Origin of the sequence: Geobacillus sp. LYN3 (genome assembly GCF_003064505.1) — a bacterium.
GTDB lineage: Bacteria > Bacillota > Bacilli > Bacillales > Anoxybacillaceae > Parageobacillus_B > Parageobacillus_B toebii.
The window spans coordinates 2,350,734-2,367,547 of record NZ_QCWL01000001.1 but is presented as its reverse complement, the minus strand read 5'-3'; the positions used below and the strand labels follow the sequence as shown (position 1 = coordinate 2,367,547).

Sequence of the window (16,814 nt, the reverse complement as noted above, 5' to 3'; positions counted from 1 at the left end):
TCTAAATCCAGTGTACTTATATTGAACGAAAAATTCAATATATACTAAAAATATAAACCCCGCCTTCCTCCCGCAGCTAAAGCAGTGGGAGGAAGGCGGATGTTCTCGTGATAGGGGGAAGAAAAAGATGAGAAGACATCCGGTAAAATCAATGATCGCTGTACATATGCGCGAGCATGCTCCTGTGTATTTATTTGTGATTGTGCTATTTTTAATGGGAGTGATTTTTGGAGCGATTGTTGTCAACAGTTTAAACTTTAGCCAGAAACAAGATTTATACTACTATTTAACGCAATTTTTTGGACAAGTATCAAAAGGAAATATTGCAAGCGCCCACGATATGTTTCAACAAAGTTATTTTCATAATTTAAAATATGTCGCTTTAATGTGGGTGCTAGGCATTTCAATTATAGGATTGCCTATTATTTTAATTTTGCTATTTTTAAAAGGAATTGTTGTCGGATTTACTGTCGGATTTTTGGTGAACCAAATGGGATGGCAAGGGTTTTTATTATCTTTTGTGTCTGTAATGCCGCAAAATTTAATTATCATTCCAGCTTTTGTAATCATGGGAGTGATTTCTGTTTCCTTTTCATTGCAAATGGTGCGCAATCAATTTATGAAACGGGGACATGAACCAATTTTTCCGATGATTATGCGCTATACGATGGCGATGATGTTGATTAGTGTGAGTCTGCTCGTTTCCTCATCCCTAGAGGCATACGTATCACCGTTATTTATGAAACAAGTAATCGAGATGGTCGGACATAAATAATTATTTCTATTATATAATAACCATTTTTGTTCTTTTATAATAATAATTTTATTTTGATACTTCCCTCTTTCTTTTGTTATAATGGTAGTTGAATGACGTGGGAGGGAATAAAAGATGGAAGATCGAGTCGACCGAATTAAAAAGCAATTGCATACCGCCGGTTATAAATTAACACCGCAGCGGGAAGCAACAGTACGTGTCTTGTTAGAACATGAGGAAGATCATTTAAGCGCAGAAGACGTCTACCTCCTCGTTAAAGAAAAATCTCCAGAAATCGGATTAGCTACTGTATATCGTACACTCGAGCTGTTAACCGAACTAAAAATTGTCGATAAAATCAATTTTGGGGATGGTGTATCTCGCTACGATCTGCGCAAAGAAGGAGCAGCTCACTTTCATCATCATTTAGTTTGTATTGAATGTGGGTCAGTAGCGGAAATTCAAGAAGATTTATTAGAGGAAGTAGAAGAAATTGTGGAACGAGACTGGAAGTTTAAAATTAAAGACCATCGCCTAACGTTTCATGGCATTTGTTATCGTTGCCAACAAAAACATGAGGAAGAACAAAATAAAAAGTAAAAAACCTTTTCCGATGGGAAAGGTTTTTTTATGGTATAAAAGAAAAAAAACATGGCATATCCTCATAGTAAGCATGATTGGAAATGAGGAGGAACGGCCATGAAAACGATATGGCAGATGATAAAAGTATTTCTTTTATTTACGGGTTGTACAATTTTATTTTATTATAGTCTTATATGGTTCAATCGAGAATACGATAATTACCACCGTTATGATGAACCACAAGGATCAGCGGTGAAAGTTTCAGCCGTCGAAAACTCGACATTGGAATGGATGGATCGACTATTATTTTTCTATCGCAATGGGGAGTAGAGAAATGTTGGAATATGAATTGAAAGATTTTCTGCATTATTTGACAGTAGAGCGAAATTTGGCAAAAAATACGATTATTTCTTATGAAAGAGATTTAAAAAAGTATGCGCATTATTTGCGCCACGTCGAGCAAATTCAATCGTGGAATGACGTGACGCGCCTTCATATTATGCAATTTTTAAAGTTTTTAAAGGAAAAAGGAAACTCTCCAAAGACGATTGCGCGCCATATTGCATCGATCCGTTCGTTTCATCAATTTCTTCTTCGTGAAAAAGTAGCGGAACAAGACCCATCGGTGCATATCGAATCGCCGCAAATGGAGCGGACGTTGCCAAAAGTGCTGTCGCTCGAAGAAGTCGAGGCGCTCTTAGAAGCGCCGAAAACGAATACACCAATCGGCGTTCGCGATAAAGCGATGCTAGAATTATTGTACGCGACCGGAATGCGTGTCAGCGAGCTTGTGAACTTAAATCTTTCCGATGTGCATTTGACAATGGGGTTTGTCCGCTGTTACGGGAAAGGGAAGAAGGAGCGCATCGTGCCGGTCGGCAGCATGGCGTTAAACGCATTAAAAGTATATCTTGAAACCGCGCGTCCGAAGCTAATCAACTCGAAAAAAAGGACAACCGATGCATTATTTTTAAACCATCATGGCGAACGTTTGACACGGCAAGGTTTTTGGAAGATTTTGAAGAAACTCGCGAAAGAAGCAAACATCGAAAAAGAGCTGACACCGCATACACTAAGGCATTCATTCGCCACCCATCTCCTTGAAAATGGCGCCGATTTGCGCGCCGTGCAGGAATTATTAGGCCATGCCGATATTTCAACAACGCAAATTTATACGCACGTTACGAAAACGCGTTTAAAAGATGTGTATAAGCAATACCATCCACGTGCATAGCTTTCTGTTGCTTGCAAGAAACACCCGCTTGTGGCGAGCGGGTGTTTTGTTTTGGCACTCCGCATCTCTGTTTTTCATTGTGCTCTTTTCTGTTTTTTATTGCGCATAATTATGAAAACGTTTTATAATATGGTTGTCAGACTTCTGACCAATATAATGTTGATGTGTGAATAAGTGTTTTGGGAATGATAAAAAAGATAGATCATTTGATGAAGACAGGAGGCATAATAATGGGTTATACATACAAACGGGTATTTTTAATTGTCATGGACTCTGTCGGCATTGGAGAAGCGCCAGATGCCGAAAAGTATAATGATAAAGGTGCGGATACACTTGGACATATTGCTGAGTATCGTGGCGGATTGCATATGCCAAACATGGCGAAGCTCGGCTTAAGCAACATTCGCGAAATTAAAGGCATTCCGAAAGCAGAAAAACCGCTAGCCTATTACACAAAAATGCAAGAGGCATCCGCCGGAAAAGATACGATGACGGGTCACTGGGAAATTATGGGACTTCATATTGACAAACCGTTCCAAGTGTTCCCAAATGGTTTCCCAAAAGAATTGATTGACGAATTGGAAAAACGAACGGGCCGAAAAGTTATCGGAAACAAACCGGCAAGCGGTACGGCGATTATTGAAGAGCTTGGCAAAGAGCATATGGAAACAGGGGCACTCATCGTTTATACTTCGGCGGATTCCGTATTGCAAATTGCTGCACACGAAGAAGTGGTTCCGCTTGAAGAACTGTATCACATTTGCAAAATTGCTCGTGAATTAACGCTTGATGAAAAATATATGGTCGGCCGCGTGATCGCTCGTCCGTTCATCGGCACGCCTGGCAATTTCCAGCGCACAGCGAACCGGCATGATTATGCGTTAAAACCGTTCGGCCGTACAGTAATGAACGAATTAAAAGACGCGGGATATGAAGTGATCGCAATCGGAAAAATTTCCGATATTTATGATAATGAAGGAGTTACGCAATCGTTACGGACAAAATCCAATATGGACGGAATGGATAAATTGGTAGACACGCTGAAAATGGATTTCACCGGACTCAGTTTCGTCAATCTCGTTGATTTTGATGCACTGTACGGCCATCGCCGCGATCCAAAAGGATACGGGGATGCGCTTGAGGAGTTTGACGCCCGTCTTTCCGACGTGTTTCCTCTTTTGAAGGATGACGATCTGCTGATCATTACGGCTGACCATGGAAATGATCCAGTCCACCACGGTACAGACCATACTCGTGAATACGTACCGCTTCTTGTCTATAGTCCAAGCATGAACGGCGGAAAAGAGCTGCCGCTTCGTAAAACATTTGCCGATGTTGGCGCAACCATTGCAGAAAACTTTCAAGTGAACATGCCGCCGCACGGAACAAGCTTTTTAGCTGATTTGAAATAGGAGGATGGAAATCATGAATAAACAGGCGATTGAAAAAGCAGCTCGTTATTTGCAAGATAAATTCCCGACACCGCCCCGAATTGGTTTAATTCTTGGATCGGGTCTTGGCGTGCTCGCGGATGAAATCGAACAAGCGGTAAAAATTCCGTATGAACAAATTCCAGAGTTTCCTGTTTCTACAGTGGAAGGGCATGCCGGCCGGCTTGTTTACGGCCAGCTTGAAGGTGCGACCGTTGTCGCCATGCAAGGACGTTTCCACTACTATGAAGGGTACAGCATGGATCAAGTGACATTCCCCATCCGCGTGATGAAAGCGCTCGGCGTCAAAGAGCTAATCGTAACGAACGCGGCAGGAGGGGTGAATGAACGGTTTCAGCCGGGGGATTTAATGATTATTACGGACCATATCAATAACATGGGCACTAACCCATTAATCGGCCCGAATCACCCAGAGCTTGGTGTGCGCTTTCCGGATATGACGGAAGCTTATAGCAAGCGGCTGCGCAGCATTGCAAAAGAGGTAGCGGCGAATCTCCACATTCCGATTCAAGAGGGAGTTTATGTAGCGAATACCGGTCCTTCTTACGAAACGCCAGCAGAAATCCGCATGATTCGCGCGATTGGCGGTGACGCGGTCGGCATGTCGACCGTACCGGAAGTGATTGTTGCGCGCCATGCGCAAATGGAAGTATTGGGCATTTCTTGCATCTCCAATATGGCGGCAGGGATTTTAGATCAGCCGCTTACGCACGATGAGGTCATAGAAACGACGGAAAAAGTAAAAGCAAACTTTTTGCGGTTAGTCAAAGCGATTGTCGCCGAAATGGCAAAAAACGAAAAAGGTGATATTGTATGAGAATGGTGGATTTAATCGCGAAAAAAAGGGATGGTTACGCTCTTACAAAAGAGGAAATTGAATTTATCATTCGCGGCTATACAAACGGGGATATTCCGGATTATCAAATGAGCGCATTTGCGATGGCGGTGTTTTTCCGCGGCATGACCGAAGAAGAAACGGCGGCGCTGACGATGGCGATGGTTCATTCGGGAGATGTCATCGATTTATCGAAAATCGAAGGAATTAAAGTCGATAAACACTCAACCGGCGGCGTCGGCGATACGACAACGCTAGTGTTAGGCCCGCTCGTTGCGTCTGTCGGTGTGCCGGTCGCGAAAATGTCGGGCCGCGGCCTCGGACATACAGGCGGGACGATTGATAAATTAGAATCGGTTCCAGGATTTCATGTGGAAATTGACAACAACCAATTTATCGAGCTTGTTAATAAAAATAAAATCGCGATTATCGGCCAGACAGGCAATTTAACACCGGCTGATAAAAAGCTGTATGCGCTCCGCGACGTCACAGCAACGGTAAACAGCATTCCGCTCATCGCTTCGTCGATTATGAGCAAAAAAATCGCCGCTGGTGCGGATGCGATTGTTTTAGATGTCAAAACAGGCGCTGGTGCATTTATGAAAGATTTAGAAGGGGCAAAACAACTCGCAAAAGCGATGGTTGAAATCGGCAAGCGCGTCGGCCGGAAAACGATGGCGGTTATTTCCGATATGAGCCAGCCGCTCGGATACGCAGTTGGCAACGCGCTCGAAGTAAAAGAAGCGATTGATACACTCAAAGGAAAAGGGCCGGAAGATTTACAAGAGCTATGTTTGACGCTTGGAAGCTATATGGTATATTTAGCGGAAAAAGCATCTTCATTAGAGGAAGCGCGTGCGTTATTAGAAACATCGATTCAAGAAGGAAAAGCGCTAGAAACGTTCAAAGTGTTTCTAAAAGCGCAAGGCGGCGATGCATCGGTTGTCGATGACCCATCCAAACTGCCGCAAGCAAAATATCAATGGGAGTTAGAAGCTCCGGAAGATGGATATGTCGCGGAGATTATTGCTGACGAAGTTGGAACAGCCGCGATGCTGCTTGGAGCGGGAAGGGCGACGAAAGAATCGGCGATCGACCTTTCTGTGGGACTTGCCTTGCGTAAAAAAGTCGGCGATCCAGTGAAAAAAGGGGAATCGCTTGTTACGATTTACAGCAATACGGAAAATATCGAAGAAGTGAAACAAAAACTTGCTAAAAGCATCCGAATCTCCCAAATTCCTGTTGCCAAACCAACGCTCATATACGAAACGATTTCATAAAAGGAGGCTGTGATCAGCCTCCATTTTTTTTGGACAAAATCTGCTGAAATTCATTGCTTCTATTGTATAAAAATATCTTATTTGGAAAAAATGGCATGTATAAAGAATGGAGGTTTGGGAGATGAAAAAGCTATTTATTCGCTTACTTCTTTTTGCGTCTATTTTCATATTGCCAATTTCCGCTAACATCCATGCGGAAGAAAACAAGACAAACACACGAGGGATTCAGCTTGCCAATGATGCAAAATCGGCTATTTTGATTGAACGGGATACCGGAACTGTCTTGTATGAAAAAAACGCCCATAAAAAACTGCCGCCGGCTAGTATGACAAAAATTATGACAATGCTTCTCATTATGGAAGCGATTGATAAGGGAGAGCTTTCTTATAAGGAAAAAGTGCGGGCAAGCGAATATGCCGCATCCATGGGTGGATCGCAAATCTTTTTAGAGCCTGGGGAAGAAATGACGGTGGATGAACTATTGCGTGGAATTGCAATCGGTTCAGGCAATGATGCGTCAGTCGCCATGGCCGAACGAATCGCGGGATCTGAAGAAGCTTTTGTCGAGATGATGAACAAGAAAGCGAAAGAACTTGGTTTGAAAAACACTTCGTTTCAAAATTCGACAGGGTTGCCTGCCGAAGGACATTATAGCAGCGCGTATGACATGGCGATGATGGCGCGAGAATTGCTTAAATATGAAGATATTACGAAGTATACCGGAATATATGAAGATTATTTGCGAGAAAACACGGATAAAAAGTTTTGGCTTGTCAATACAAACCGGCTTGTGAAATTTTATCCAGGAGTGGATGGATTAAAAACAGGATTCACAAGCGAAGCGAAATACTGCTTAACCGCGACGGCGAAAAAGAATGGCATGCGCGTCATTGCTGTCGTATTTGGAGCATCGACGCCAAAGGATCGCAATGCGCAAATTACGAAAATGCTTGATTATGCGTTTAGTCAATACAAAACACATCCAGTTTATAAACGGAACGAAATCATTGCTCGTGTCAATGTAAGTAAAGGAAAGAAAAAAGCGATTGCTCTTGTTACATCAGAGCCAATCTCTGTATTAACGAAAAAAGGACAATCTATCGATCAAATAGAAAAAGTGATCCAAACAAAAGAAAACGTAAAAGCGCCAATTAAAAAAGGAGACGAGCTTGGTGTACTGATTTTAAAACAAGATGGAAAAGAACTGCTGCGGAGTCCAATTGTTGCGAAAGAAAATGTAGCAGAAGCAAGCTGGTGGGATTTATTTAAACGGACGTTGCAAAATTTTACGAAATCCGCATAAACATTGTCAGCTTTTGTAGTAGGTTTTCTACATTTAGCGAATCGACACTAGTTTTGTCATCAAGCAGGATTTTTATCGGAATGTAGCGAAACTTCTCCCTATCCGAAATGAACAAGGGGGAAAACGCTGTGAGTCTGATGATGGACTTTGAAGTAAAACAAGACGTATTAATCATTCGACTTTCAGGAGAGCTTGACCATCATACAGCCGAAGAACTTCGGGAAAAAGTAACGGATACGATGGAAAGAGAGTCGATTCGCCATATTGTGTTTAATTTAGAACATTTGACGTTTATGGATAGCTCCGGACTTGGAGTGATTTTAGGACGTTATAAACAAATTAAAAACCTTGGCGGAGAAATGATTGTATGCTCCATTTCTCCAACGGTAAAACGCCTGTTTGAAATGTCTGGGCTGTTTAAAATTATTCGTTTAGAAAACAATGAACAATTCGCATTAGAGACATTGGGGGTGGCATAATGCGAAACGAAATGCACCTCCAATTCTCCGCACTTAGCCAAAATGAATCGTTTGCCCGCGTTACGGTCGCTGCGTTTGTGGCACAGCTTGATCCGACAATGGATGAACTAACGGAAATCAAAACCGTTGTCTCTGAAGCGGTGACCAACGCGATTATTCACGGATATAATAACGATCCAAACGGAATCGTATACATTTCCGTTGTGATTGAAGACGGAGTCGTACATTTAACCATTAAAGATGAAGGGGTTGGCATTGCCAATATTGAAGAGGCGCGCCAGCCATTGTTTACAACAAAGCCAGAATTAGAGCGATCTGGAATGGGATTTACCATCATGGAAAACTTTATGGATGAAGTCGTCGTGCAGTCGGAAGTGAACAAAGGCACAACCGTTTATTTGAAGAAATATATAACGAAGAGCAAAGCCTTATGTAACTAAGGGAGACATGCCTATGGATGTCGATGTCAAGCAAGATCAGACGCCAATAAAAGATCAAGAAATGAAGGAGCTTATTCGCCGCAGCCAAGAAGGCGACCAAGAGGCGCGCGATGAAATTATTGAAAAAAACATGCGCCTCATTTGGTCGGTCGTCCAGCGCTTTTTAAACCGCGGCTACGAGCCGGACGATTTATTTCAAATTGGCTGTATCGGCTTGTTAAAGTCTGTCGATAAGTTTGATTTATCGTATGATGTTAAATTTTCCACATATGCCGTACCGATGATTATCGGCGAAATCCAGCGGTTTATTCGCGATGATGGAACGGTAAAAGTGAGCCGTTCTTTAAAAGAAATGGGCAATAAAATCCGGAAAGCGAAAGATGAGCTCTCGAAAAAACAGGGACGAGCACCAACAGTTACGGAAATTGCTGATTATTTGGAGATTTCTCCGGAGGATGTAGTGCTTGCCCAAGAGGCGATCCGTTCACCTGCTTCCATTCACGAAACAGTGTACGAAAACGATGGCGATCCGATCACACTTCTTGATCAAATCGCTGATTCGGATGAAGTATCATGGTTTGATAAAATCGCGTTAAAAAAAGCGATCGAAGAACTAGACGAACGAGAACGGCTCATTGTATATTTACGCTATTATAAAGATCAAACACAATCAGAAGTGGCATCTAGATTAGGCATCTCTCAAGTGCAAGTGTCCCGGCTTGAAAAAAAGATTTTACAGCAAATAAAGGAGAGAATGGATGGGTAGACATCCATTCTTTTTTATTTTTATGAAATTGCTGGTAAACATTGTATCATCGTATGATTCCTTTTTTGCTCCAACATACTAAAGAAAAGCAATATGCTTCGCCTTTTTACACATATGAAAAAACTACAAGGTTAAGGTGTGAGGCAGATGGAAAAAACCGTCTTTATTAAACTCCGGCATCGTGTTCAAGTGAAGCCGGGAGATGTTGTTACGATTGGCGATGTTGCGCAAATCATCGCAAATGATCGCGATGTAGCGGAGCAATTAAAAATAATTCCGCTATATAAAATTCAACCGAGTGATAAAAATATCGTCATTATTGATGTGATGAAAGTAATGCAAGCAATGATGGAAAGGGTTGGTTCATTAGATGTGCAAACAGTTGGACCATCGCAAACCATTATTGAAGTCGTTTATCAAAAGCGGCGTTTTTCCACTCCTTATTTTCTGCTTATATGGCTGTTGCTTTTCGTCGGATCCGCAATGGCCATTATGAATTTTCATGAAGATGTCAGCATGCAAGAAGTGCATCAACGTCTTTATGAGATGATGACCGGAAAAAAAATCGATAAGCCTTTGTTGCTGCAAATTCCTTATTCACTCGGATTAGGGATCGGAATGATTTTGTTTTTTAATCATGTGTTCCGCAAGCGAATTAATGAGGAGCCCAGCCCTCTTGAAGTCGAGATGTTTAATTATCAACAATCGTTAGATCAATACGTCATTTTACATGAAAACAAAGAGAGTATGAGAAAAATTGATGACGATTGAGATTTTAACCGTTATATTTGTCGGCTTCGCGGGAGGGCTCGCTGTTGGAACAGGATTTGTAGCGTTTTTAGTCGTTCTTGGCGTTATTCCCCGCTTAACGCAATTAACAAAAACGATGAAGCGGATTCGTGCTTATGAATGGAGCGCAGTAACTGGCGCGGTGGCAGGAGGATGGCTGAGCATGCGCCACTCTGTTTTATATATATCAAAATATTGGCTGATTCCAATTGGCTTACTGCATGGGGTATTTATCGGAATGCTCGCCGCCGCGCTGACGGAAGTGCTTAACGTATGGCCGATTTTAGCGAAACGCATTGGCGTTGATGATAAAATTGTCATTTTATTGATGGCGATCGTATTTGGAAAAATAGCTGGTTCGTTATTTCAATGGATCTATTTTGTTGATTATTTGCGATAAGGGGGAGAGAAAAACATGAATTTAAAAAAAAATTATCGCCAAGCGGTGAAAGCATTCCAGCCTAAACCCCCATATGTGTTTAACAGCTTAAAAGCGTTTGTTGTCGGCGGCGCGCTTTGTGCGATGACCGAGCTGTTCGCAAATTGGTACAGCCGTTTTCTGTCTATGCCGTTGCTTTCTGCTCAGCAGCTGGCGGTGATGACAATGATGTTTTTGGCGATTGTCCTCACGGGGGCGGGAAAGTATGACGATTTTAGTCAATTTGCGGGTGCAGGCGCTACTATACCGATGACTGGCTTCGCGAATGCGTTAGCAAGTGCCGCGCTCGAGCATCGAAGTGAAGGATGGACGGCGGGAATTGCCAGCCAAATGTTTAAATCAGGCGGTGCGGCGATTGTTTATGGCATTGTCGTTGCTTATCTACTTGGAATTTTATATTACATCATGTTTTAAGAAGAAAGAGGGATTTCCCATGAAGCTCGTTGGAAAGCAAACGTGGGTGTTCGAACATGATATTTACATTCAGGAAACTGGAACGGCAGTAGGACCGTTGGAAGCGGAAGGTCCGCTTCGAGCCAGCTTTGATATTACGCACGATGACTTATATTGTGGGGCAAAGACGTGGGAGTTGGCAGAGCGGCGTTTAATGCAAGAGGCGATTGTCGTTTGCCTGCAAAAAGGAAATATTTCATTCAACGATATCGACATTTTCCTTGCCGGAGATTTGCTGAATCAAAACGTCACTGCCAACTATGTCGCCCAAACGATTCCCACTCCGTTTTTAGGTATGTTTGGAGCTTGTTCTACTTCCATGCAGACAGTAGCTGTCGGCGCCGCGTTAATTGACGGCGGGTTTGCTGAAACAGTATTAGCGGCAACAAGTAGTCATAATGCCACGGCAGAACGGCAATTTCGTTATCCGACCGAATTGGGAGTACAAAAACCGGAAACAGCAACGTTTACTGTGACAGGTGCGGGAGCATTGGTCATGGGACGGAAAAGGGGAAGATGGCGCATTACTGCTGCTACAATCGGAAAAGTGATTGATGAGGGAATGACGAATCCTTTAGATATGGGATCGGCGATGGCACCGGCCGCCGCAAGCACGATTGAACAACATTTTATTGATTTAGGCGTTTCTCCCGAAGATTATGACTTAATTGTAACAGGGGATTTATCAAGAGTAGGAAGCGTTATTGTTAGACAGCTGCTTGCTGAATCAGGCTATGATGTAACGAGCAATTATAACGACTGTGGTTTAATGATTTACTGTCCGGATCAAAAAGTATTTGCCGGAGGCAGCGGATGTGCTTGCTGCGCGGTAGTAACATACGGGCATTTATTGAAAGAAATGGAACGCGGCGCGTTTCAAAAAATTTTCGTTGTCGCAACAGGAGCGCTATTTAGCCCAACGATGATGCAGCAAAAACAGTCGATTCCAACTATTGCGCATGGTGTTGTGATTGAAGCGGCAAAGGGGGAATCATGATGGATTATGTAATGGCATTCATTGTTGGAGGAGCGATTTGTGCCATTGCCCAATCTTTAATGGATATTGGAAAGATTTCGCAAATGAAAATGATAAGCTTGCTTGTTGCGGTTGGCGCCATTTTGGGAATCAGCGGAATTTACGATCGACTTATTGCGATTGCCGGGGCAGGCGCTTCTCTTCCTATTACCGGTTTCGGTTATTTTCTCATTAAAGGGGTATTGGTACAAAAAGAGTCAAACGGATGGCTGGCCATTGGTGCAGGGATGTTTCAATTTGCCGGCGCCATTTTGTCATTTACCATTGTACTTTCATTTTTTACCGCTCTTATATGTAGACCGAAAGGGTAATCGATTATGAAAAAAAGGCGAGTCATATTAGTAACAGACGGCGATGAGTTTGCATGCCGGACAATTCAATATATTGCTGAACAAATCGGGGGACGATGCATTTCTCGCTCCCATGGCAATCCGACAAAACTAACCGGTGAAGAACTCGTTGAACTTATTTTACAAACACCGTATGATCCCGTATTCGTCATGTTTGATGATTGCGGAGCCATTGGCGAGGGAGTGGGCGAGCAAGCGCTGAAATATGTGGCAACGCATGAACAAATTGAAGTATTAGGAGCGATTGCCGTTGCTTCCAATACTCATAAACATGAATGGACCAAAGTGCATATAAGCATCGATCGTGACGGAAACATGACGGAATATGGAGTGGATAAAGAGGGAATTCGCGAGCTAGAAATAAGCCGTATTAATGGAGATACTGTATATTGTTTAGACCAATTAAATATTCCTGTTATTGTTGGAATCGGTGATATTGGAAAAATGGGATATCGCGATCATATTAAGTACGGATCACCAATTACACGACAAGCAGTGGAGTTAATCCTTGAAAGGAGTGAGTATCGTGACAGCCAACACCAATAAAGTTCCCATTTCGGAAAAGCTCGTCGACAATGAAAAATTTTTTAAGGAGAAAATTGGAGTTGGAACTAGTTTTGATTTAGGGGTAAGGAAAATTCATGTATTAAATAGGGAAGTACATATTTATTATTGCACCGGCTTATGTGATACGCAATTTTTAATTGAGCTATTAAAACAAATTGTCCGTATTAATGACAACGAACGGCAGACGGCACAGGCAAAGCAAATTATCGAAAACCGCCTCGTTCATCAACAAGTAAGCACTGTCAATAATTTAGATGAGGCTGTTGATCGGTTGTTATCAGGGTTAATCATCATTTTAATTGAAGGAGAATCGACGGGGTTTATCGTTGATGTACGAAGCTATCCGGGGCGGCAGCCGGAAGAGCCAGATACGGAAAAAGTGGTGCGCGGGGCGCGTGATGGTTATGTAGAAAATATTATCATCAATACGGCGCTAACGCGGCGCCGCATTCGTGATGAGCGGCTTCGTTTTGAGATTTTACAAGTAGGGGAACGTTCAAAAACAGATATTTGTATTGCTTACATTAAAGATGTCGCCGATCCAGGGCTTGTTGAACTTGTAAAAAAAGAACTTCAACAAATTAATATCGATGGACTGACAATGGGAGATAAAACAATAGAAGAATTTTTAGTGAAGCAAGGATATAATCCGTATCCGCTCGTCCGTTATACCGAGCGTCCAGACGTTGCTGCCACTCATTTGCTTGAAGGACATGTATTAATTATGGTAGATACGTCACCAAGCGTGATTATAACTCCTACTACGTTTTTTCATCATGTGCAACATGCCGAAGAATATCGGCAATCTCCAGCGGTCGGGACATTTGTACGCTGGGTGCGCTTTTTAGGCATTTTGACATCACTATTTTTATTGCCGCTTTGGGTGCTGTTCGTACTGGAACCATCTTTGTTGCCGGATAAATGGGCATTTATCGGGCCAAACAAACAGACGAATATCCCAGTTATCATACAAGTTTTAATAGCCGACTTTGGAATTGAGTTTCTCCGCATGGCAGCGATTCATACCCCAACGCCGCTTTCTACCGCAATGGGCTTAATCGCCGCGGTGTTAATCGGAGAAATTGCGATCAATGTCGGATTGTTTGTCCCGGAGGTAATTTTATATATTTCTGTTTCCGCCATCGGTTCGTTTGCGACACCAAGCTATGAGTTGAGCATTGCGAATAAAATATCACGATTGTTTCTTGTCATTGCGGTGGCATTGTTTAAAGTGCCAGGGCTTGTGATCGGCACAACGGTTTATTTGCTTCTGCTGATTCGAATTCGTTCATTAAACACGCCGTACTTATGGCCGTTTATTCCGTTTGATCCGGCCGCATTTATGCAAATTATCGTCCGTCGTTCTGTAGCGGGAGCAAAAGTAAGACCGAGCATCGTCCATCCGCAAAACCGCCGCAGGCAACCATCATAAATTTGCAAAAAGCCGCTCAAAGGACCGATTATTATTGGCTCATCAACACGCTTAGAAGTTGCAACTTTTTTATAATTATGATACTTTATACGTAATCTTTTTTCTTCAAAAGACAGTTATACCTCATGCTAACTGTCTTTTTTTGCTTTCTGCATGCATAAATTAATGCGGTTTGATAATTTTTATTTTGCGGGAATGAGGGGTTCGTATGTTTTTTCATGGAACAAGCCGTGTCAATGACAAGGGGCATTTAGAAATTGGCGGTGTCGATACCGTTGATTTAGCGAAAGAATATGGAACACCATTGTATATTTATGATGTGGCACTCATTCGTGAGCGTGCGCGGGGGTTTAAAGAAGCGTTTCAAAAACATGGCGTCAAAGCACAAGTTGCCTATGCAAGCAAGGCATTTTCTTCCATTGCGATGGTTCAGTTAGCAGAAGAAGAAGGATTATCGTTGGATGTAGTGTCAGGAGGAGAGCTGTATACAGCATTGCAAGCGGGATTTCCGCCAGAACGCATCCATTTTCATGGAAATAATAAAAGTCGCGACGAATTAATGATGGCCCTTGACCATGGAGTCGGATGCATTGTTGTCGATAACTTTTATGAACTGGAATTGTTGGAACAACTAAGCAAGCAGTACGGAAAAAAAACGGCGATTTTACTAAGAGTCACCCCTGGTGTGGAGGCGCATACGCACGATTATATTTTAACCGGTCAGGAAGATTCAAAATTTGGGTTTGATTTGAACAATGGCCAAGCAGATGAAGCGCTGCAAAAAGCGCTATCTTCCCCGCATTTTTCCGTAATGGGAATTCACTGCCATATCGGTTCGCAAATTTTCGAAACGACAGGATTTGTGTTGGCGGCACAAAAAATTTTCCAAAAAATTGGTCAGTGGAAGGAAACGTACGGATTTATTCCAACGGTTGTCAATCTTGGCGGTGGATTTGGCATTCGCTATACGAGTGATGACGACCCGATTCCTGTCTCGGAATACGTCGACCAAATTGTAGAGGAAGTAAAGAAACAAGCAAGCGAAAAAAATATTCCAATGCCAGAAATCTGGATTGAGCCGGGACGCTCCCTTGTCGGCGATGCGGGAACGACGATTTATTCGATCGGTTCGCGCAAAGAAGTGCCGAATGTCCGTCATTACGTTGCGGTAGACGGAGGGATGAGCGACAATATCCGCCCGGCGCTATATGATGCGAAGTATGAAGCGGTGTTAGCGAATCGAGTGTTGGACGAAAAAAATGAAATTGTCGCCATCGCCGGGAAGTGTTGTGAATCAGGAGATATGCTTATTTGGGATTTGCCGCTGCCAAAAGCATCCCCTGGCGATTATTTAGCCGTTTTTTGCACTGGGGCGTATGGCTATTCGATGGCGAACAACTATAACCGCATTCCACGTCCAGCTGTCGTGTTTGTGGAAAATGGAGAAGCACAACTCGTTGTTAAACGGGAAACGTATGAAGATTTAGTGCGGCTTGATGTACCGCTTAAAACAAAAGTGAATAAGTAGGTTTGCAAATAAAAAGCGCCCAAAAAACGTTTGGGCGCTTTTTCCTTATTGATTGTTTTGCGGCTCGGAAGAAGTAAACGCTGATTTAATGGCGTTCCAAATTTCTTTTAAAATGTCGATAATGTTTTGAATAAATGTTTTTCCTTCTTCTGATTGAAGGAACGAGGATAATTTATCTTTCGCTTTGCTTAATTGATCATTGACTTGATTCCAATCGATATTAGCGTTTTTCATTTTATTGAATAACGAAATTAAACTGTTTATTTCATCTTCCGTTAACGTAATTCCGAGGTCTTTTGCGATTTTTTCAATAAGCGCGCGCAAATCGGCATCCGTTTGCGGCGGATTATTTGCGATTTCTTCTTTAATTTTCGCAAGAAGGGCAACCGCTTTATCCGTTCCGATAGATTCCCCAAGTTTTGCGGTTTTGACCATTTCCTCCGTAGCCACTTTTTTTACATCCTCAGGAATGACTTGATCGGAAGAGACTTCGTATGCCTTCATTAATCCGGTTAACGCAGCCGTACCGGACACTGCAAACGGAGCAGTGACATAAATTTTCGCATCTTTCACTCCCGCTGTAATCAGGGCGTTTGTGTACATTTCTTCTGTTACCCATGTGATATTATGAGTTTCTACGTCCAACCCAGAGCCTTTCGCACCGATCGTAATCATCGATGAGGAGATTGCTCTCGTTCCGATTTGCGCTTTTGGAATAAGACCATCGAGATATTTATGTTCTTCCGCGTTAGAAACCGTAATGATTTGTGCATTGTCCGGAGCATTCATTTCATTTAAAATTTGTTGCTTTTGCTGTTCGGTTAAATTTTCGCCTAATGTAATAATCACATCGCCTTCTGCCGCATCTGCTGCTGCCATGGCAGGAAATGTAAATAGCAACGATGCAAGCAGAGATCCTATCAACATTCGTTTCACAATGTCATCCTCCTTCGTAATAATACCCCTTTTCAACATATCCGTAATACATTATATTACTTTTTTTATGTGGACAACAATGATATGATAGTCAACTACCCAACGGCTAAAGCCGTGGGCTTGCAACTAGCCTAATTGGCTGCCGCGTTCGGCTGGTTGA

General features: G+C 42.6%; 20 protein-coding genes. 19 read left to right on the top strand and 1 reads right to left on the bottom strand.

The genetic code is table 11. From position 1 onward, the window contains the following. Nucleotides 1–127 precede the first annotated feature (127 nt). The 19 genes from spoIIM (at nt 128) to lysA (ending at nt 15,718) form a co-directional block, all read left to right on the top strand. Nucleotides 128–775, top strand: a complete 648-nt coding sequence (spoIIM, locus tag DCC82_RS12395; RefSeq protein WP_062677616.1) for a stage II sporulation protein M — start codon at nt 128–130, stop codon at nt 773–775. A gap of 114 nt (nt 776–889) precedes the next feature. Further along, the gene (gene fur / locus DCC82_RS12390; protein WP_015864387.1) at nt 890–1,354 is read left to right on the top strand and encodes a ferric iron uptake transcriptional regulator; all 465 of its coding nucleotides are present in this window, start codon (nt 890–892) and stop codon (nt 1,352–1,354) included. Between the two features lie 99 nt (nt 1,355–1,453). Further along, on the top strand, nt 1,454–1,666 hold the full coding sequence (locus DCC82_RS12385; RefSeq protein WP_015864386.1) for a YqzK family protein: 213 nt from the start codon (nt 1,454–1,456) through the stop codon (nt 1,664–1,666). A 7-nt stretch (nt 1,667–1,673) separates the two neighbouring features. Continuing rightward, the gene (gene xerD, locus DCC82_RS12380) at nt 1,674–2,570 is read left to right on the top strand and encodes a site-specific tyrosine recombinase XerD (RefSeq protein WP_041269934.1); all 897 of its coding nucleotides are present in this window, start codon (nt 1,674–1,676) and stop codon (nt 2,568–2,570) included. A 230-nt stretch (nt 2,571–2,800) separates the two neighbouring features. Beyond that, entirely contained in the window at nt 2,801–3,982 is a 1,182-nt protein-coding gene (deoB, locus tag DCC82_RS12375) for a phosphopentomutase (protein WP_015864384.1), read from the top strand. A gap of 13 nt (nt 3,983–3,995) precedes the next feature. Beyond that, on the top strand, nt 3,996–4,838 hold the full coding sequence (locus DCC82_RS12370) for a purine-nucleoside phosphorylase (RefSeq protein ID WP_015864383.1): 843 nt from the start codon (nt 3,996–3,998) through the stop codon (nt 4,836–4,838). Further along, nucleotides 4,835–6,136, top strand: coding sequence for a pyrimidine-nucleoside phosphorylase (locus DCC82_RS12365; RefSeq protein ID WP_097354708.1), 1,302 nt, complete (start codon nt 4,835–4,837; stop codon nt 6,134–6,136). The genes DCC82_RS12370 and DCC82_RS12365 overlap by 4 nt, the downstream gene beginning before the upstream one ends. A gap of 121 nt (nt 6,137–6,257) precedes the next feature. Beyond that, a complete protein-coding gene (locus tag DCC82_RS12360; protein ID WP_062752816.1) occupies nt 6,258–7,439 on the top strand; it encodes a D-alanyl-D-alanine carboxypeptidase family protein in 1,182 nt (393 codons plus the stop codon). Nucleotides 7,440–7,576: 137 nt separating this feature from the next. Then, nucleotides 7,577–7,918 (top strand): anti-sigma F factor antagonist, encoded by a 342-nt coding sequence (spoIIAA, locus tag DCC82_RS12355; RefSeq protein ID WP_373467274.1) that lies wholly within the window; start codon nt 7,577–7,579, stop codon nt 7,916–7,918. Further along, nucleotides 7,918–8,358, top strand: a complete 441-nt coding sequence (gene spoIIAB, locus DCC82_RS12350) for an anti-sigma F factor (RefSeq protein WP_015864379.1) — start codon at nt 7,918–7,920, stop codon at nt 8,356–8,358. Before spoIIAA ends, spoIIAB begins: the two co-directional genes overlap by 1 nt. Nucleotides 8,359–8,371: 13 nt before the next feature. Continuing rightward, nucleotides 8,372–9,124: an RNA polymerase sporulation sigma factor SigF gene (gene sigF / locus DCC82_RS12345; protein WP_097354707.1), complete on the top strand. Its 753-nt coding sequence runs from the start codon at nt 8,372–8,374 to the stop codon at nt 9,122–9,124. 147 nt (nt 9,125–9,271) lie between these two features. Next, the gene (locus DCC82_RS12340; protein ID WP_015864377.1) at nt 9,272–9,895 is read left to right on the top strand and encodes a stage V sporulation protein AA; all 624 of its coding nucleotides are present in this window, start codon (nt 9,272–9,274) and stop codon (nt 9,893–9,895) included. Then, nucleotides 9,885–10,313 (top strand): stage V sporulation protein AB, encoded by a 429-nt coding sequence (locus tag DCC82_RS12335; RefSeq protein WP_089097886.1) that lies wholly within the window; start codon nt 9,885–9,887, stop codon nt 10,311–10,313. Before DCC82_RS12340 ends, DCC82_RS12335 begins: the two co-directional genes overlap by 11 nt. Before the next feature lie 15 nt (nt 10,314–10,328). Further along, on the top strand, nt 10,329–10,766 hold the full coding sequence (locus tag DCC82_RS12330) for a SpoVA/SpoVAEb family sporulation membrane protein (RefSeq protein WP_062752814.1): 438 nt from the start codon (nt 10,329–10,331) through the stop codon (nt 10,764–10,766). A gap of 19 nt (nt 10,767–10,785) precedes the next feature. Continuing rightward, complete coding sequence (gene spoVAD, locus DCC82_RS12325; protein WP_015864374.1) at nt 10,786–11,802, top strand: stage V sporulation protein AD; 1,017 nt, start codon at nt 10,786–10,788, stop codon at nt 11,800–11,802. Next, entirely contained in the window at nt 11,802–12,152 is a 351-nt protein-coding gene (locus DCC82_RS12320; RefSeq protein WP_062677622.1) for a SpoVA/SpoVAEb family sporulation membrane protein, read from the top strand. Before spoVAD ends, DCC82_RS12320 begins: the two co-directional genes overlap by 1 nt. A 6-nt stretch (nt 12,153–12,158) precedes the next feature. Beyond that, nucleotides 12,159–12,737 carry a stage V sporulation protein SpoVABEA gene (gene spoVAEA / locus DCC82_RS12315; protein WP_015864372.1) on the top strand — a complete coding sequence of 193 codons (579 nt, stop codon included), beginning with the start codon at nt 12,159–12,161 and terminating at the stop codon, nt 12,735–12,737. Beyond that, nucleotides 12,718–14,190 (top strand): spore germination protein, encoded by a 1,473-nt coding sequence (locus DCC82_RS12310; protein ID WP_171699235.1) that lies wholly within the window; start codon nt 12,718–12,720, stop codon nt 14,188–14,190. Before spoVAEA ends, DCC82_RS12310 begins: the two co-directional genes overlap by 20 nt. Before the next feature lie 208 nt (nt 14,191–14,398). Further along, a complete protein-coding gene (lysA, locus tag DCC82_RS12305; RefSeq protein ID WP_062752808.1) occupies nt 14,399–15,718 on the top strand; it encodes a diaminopimelate decarboxylase in 1,320 nt (439 codons plus the stop codon). A 45-nt stretch (nt 15,719–15,763) separates the two neighbouring features. On the opposite strand, the gene DCC82_RS12300 is transcribed toward lysA, so the two are convergent. Then, nucleotides 15,764–16,645, bottom strand: a complete 882-nt coding sequence (locus tag DCC82_RS12300; RefSeq protein WP_483299669.1) for a DUF1002 domain-containing protein — start codon at nt 16,643–16,645, stop codon at nt 15,764–15,766. Nucleotides 16,646–16,814: the final 169 nt, after the last annotated feature.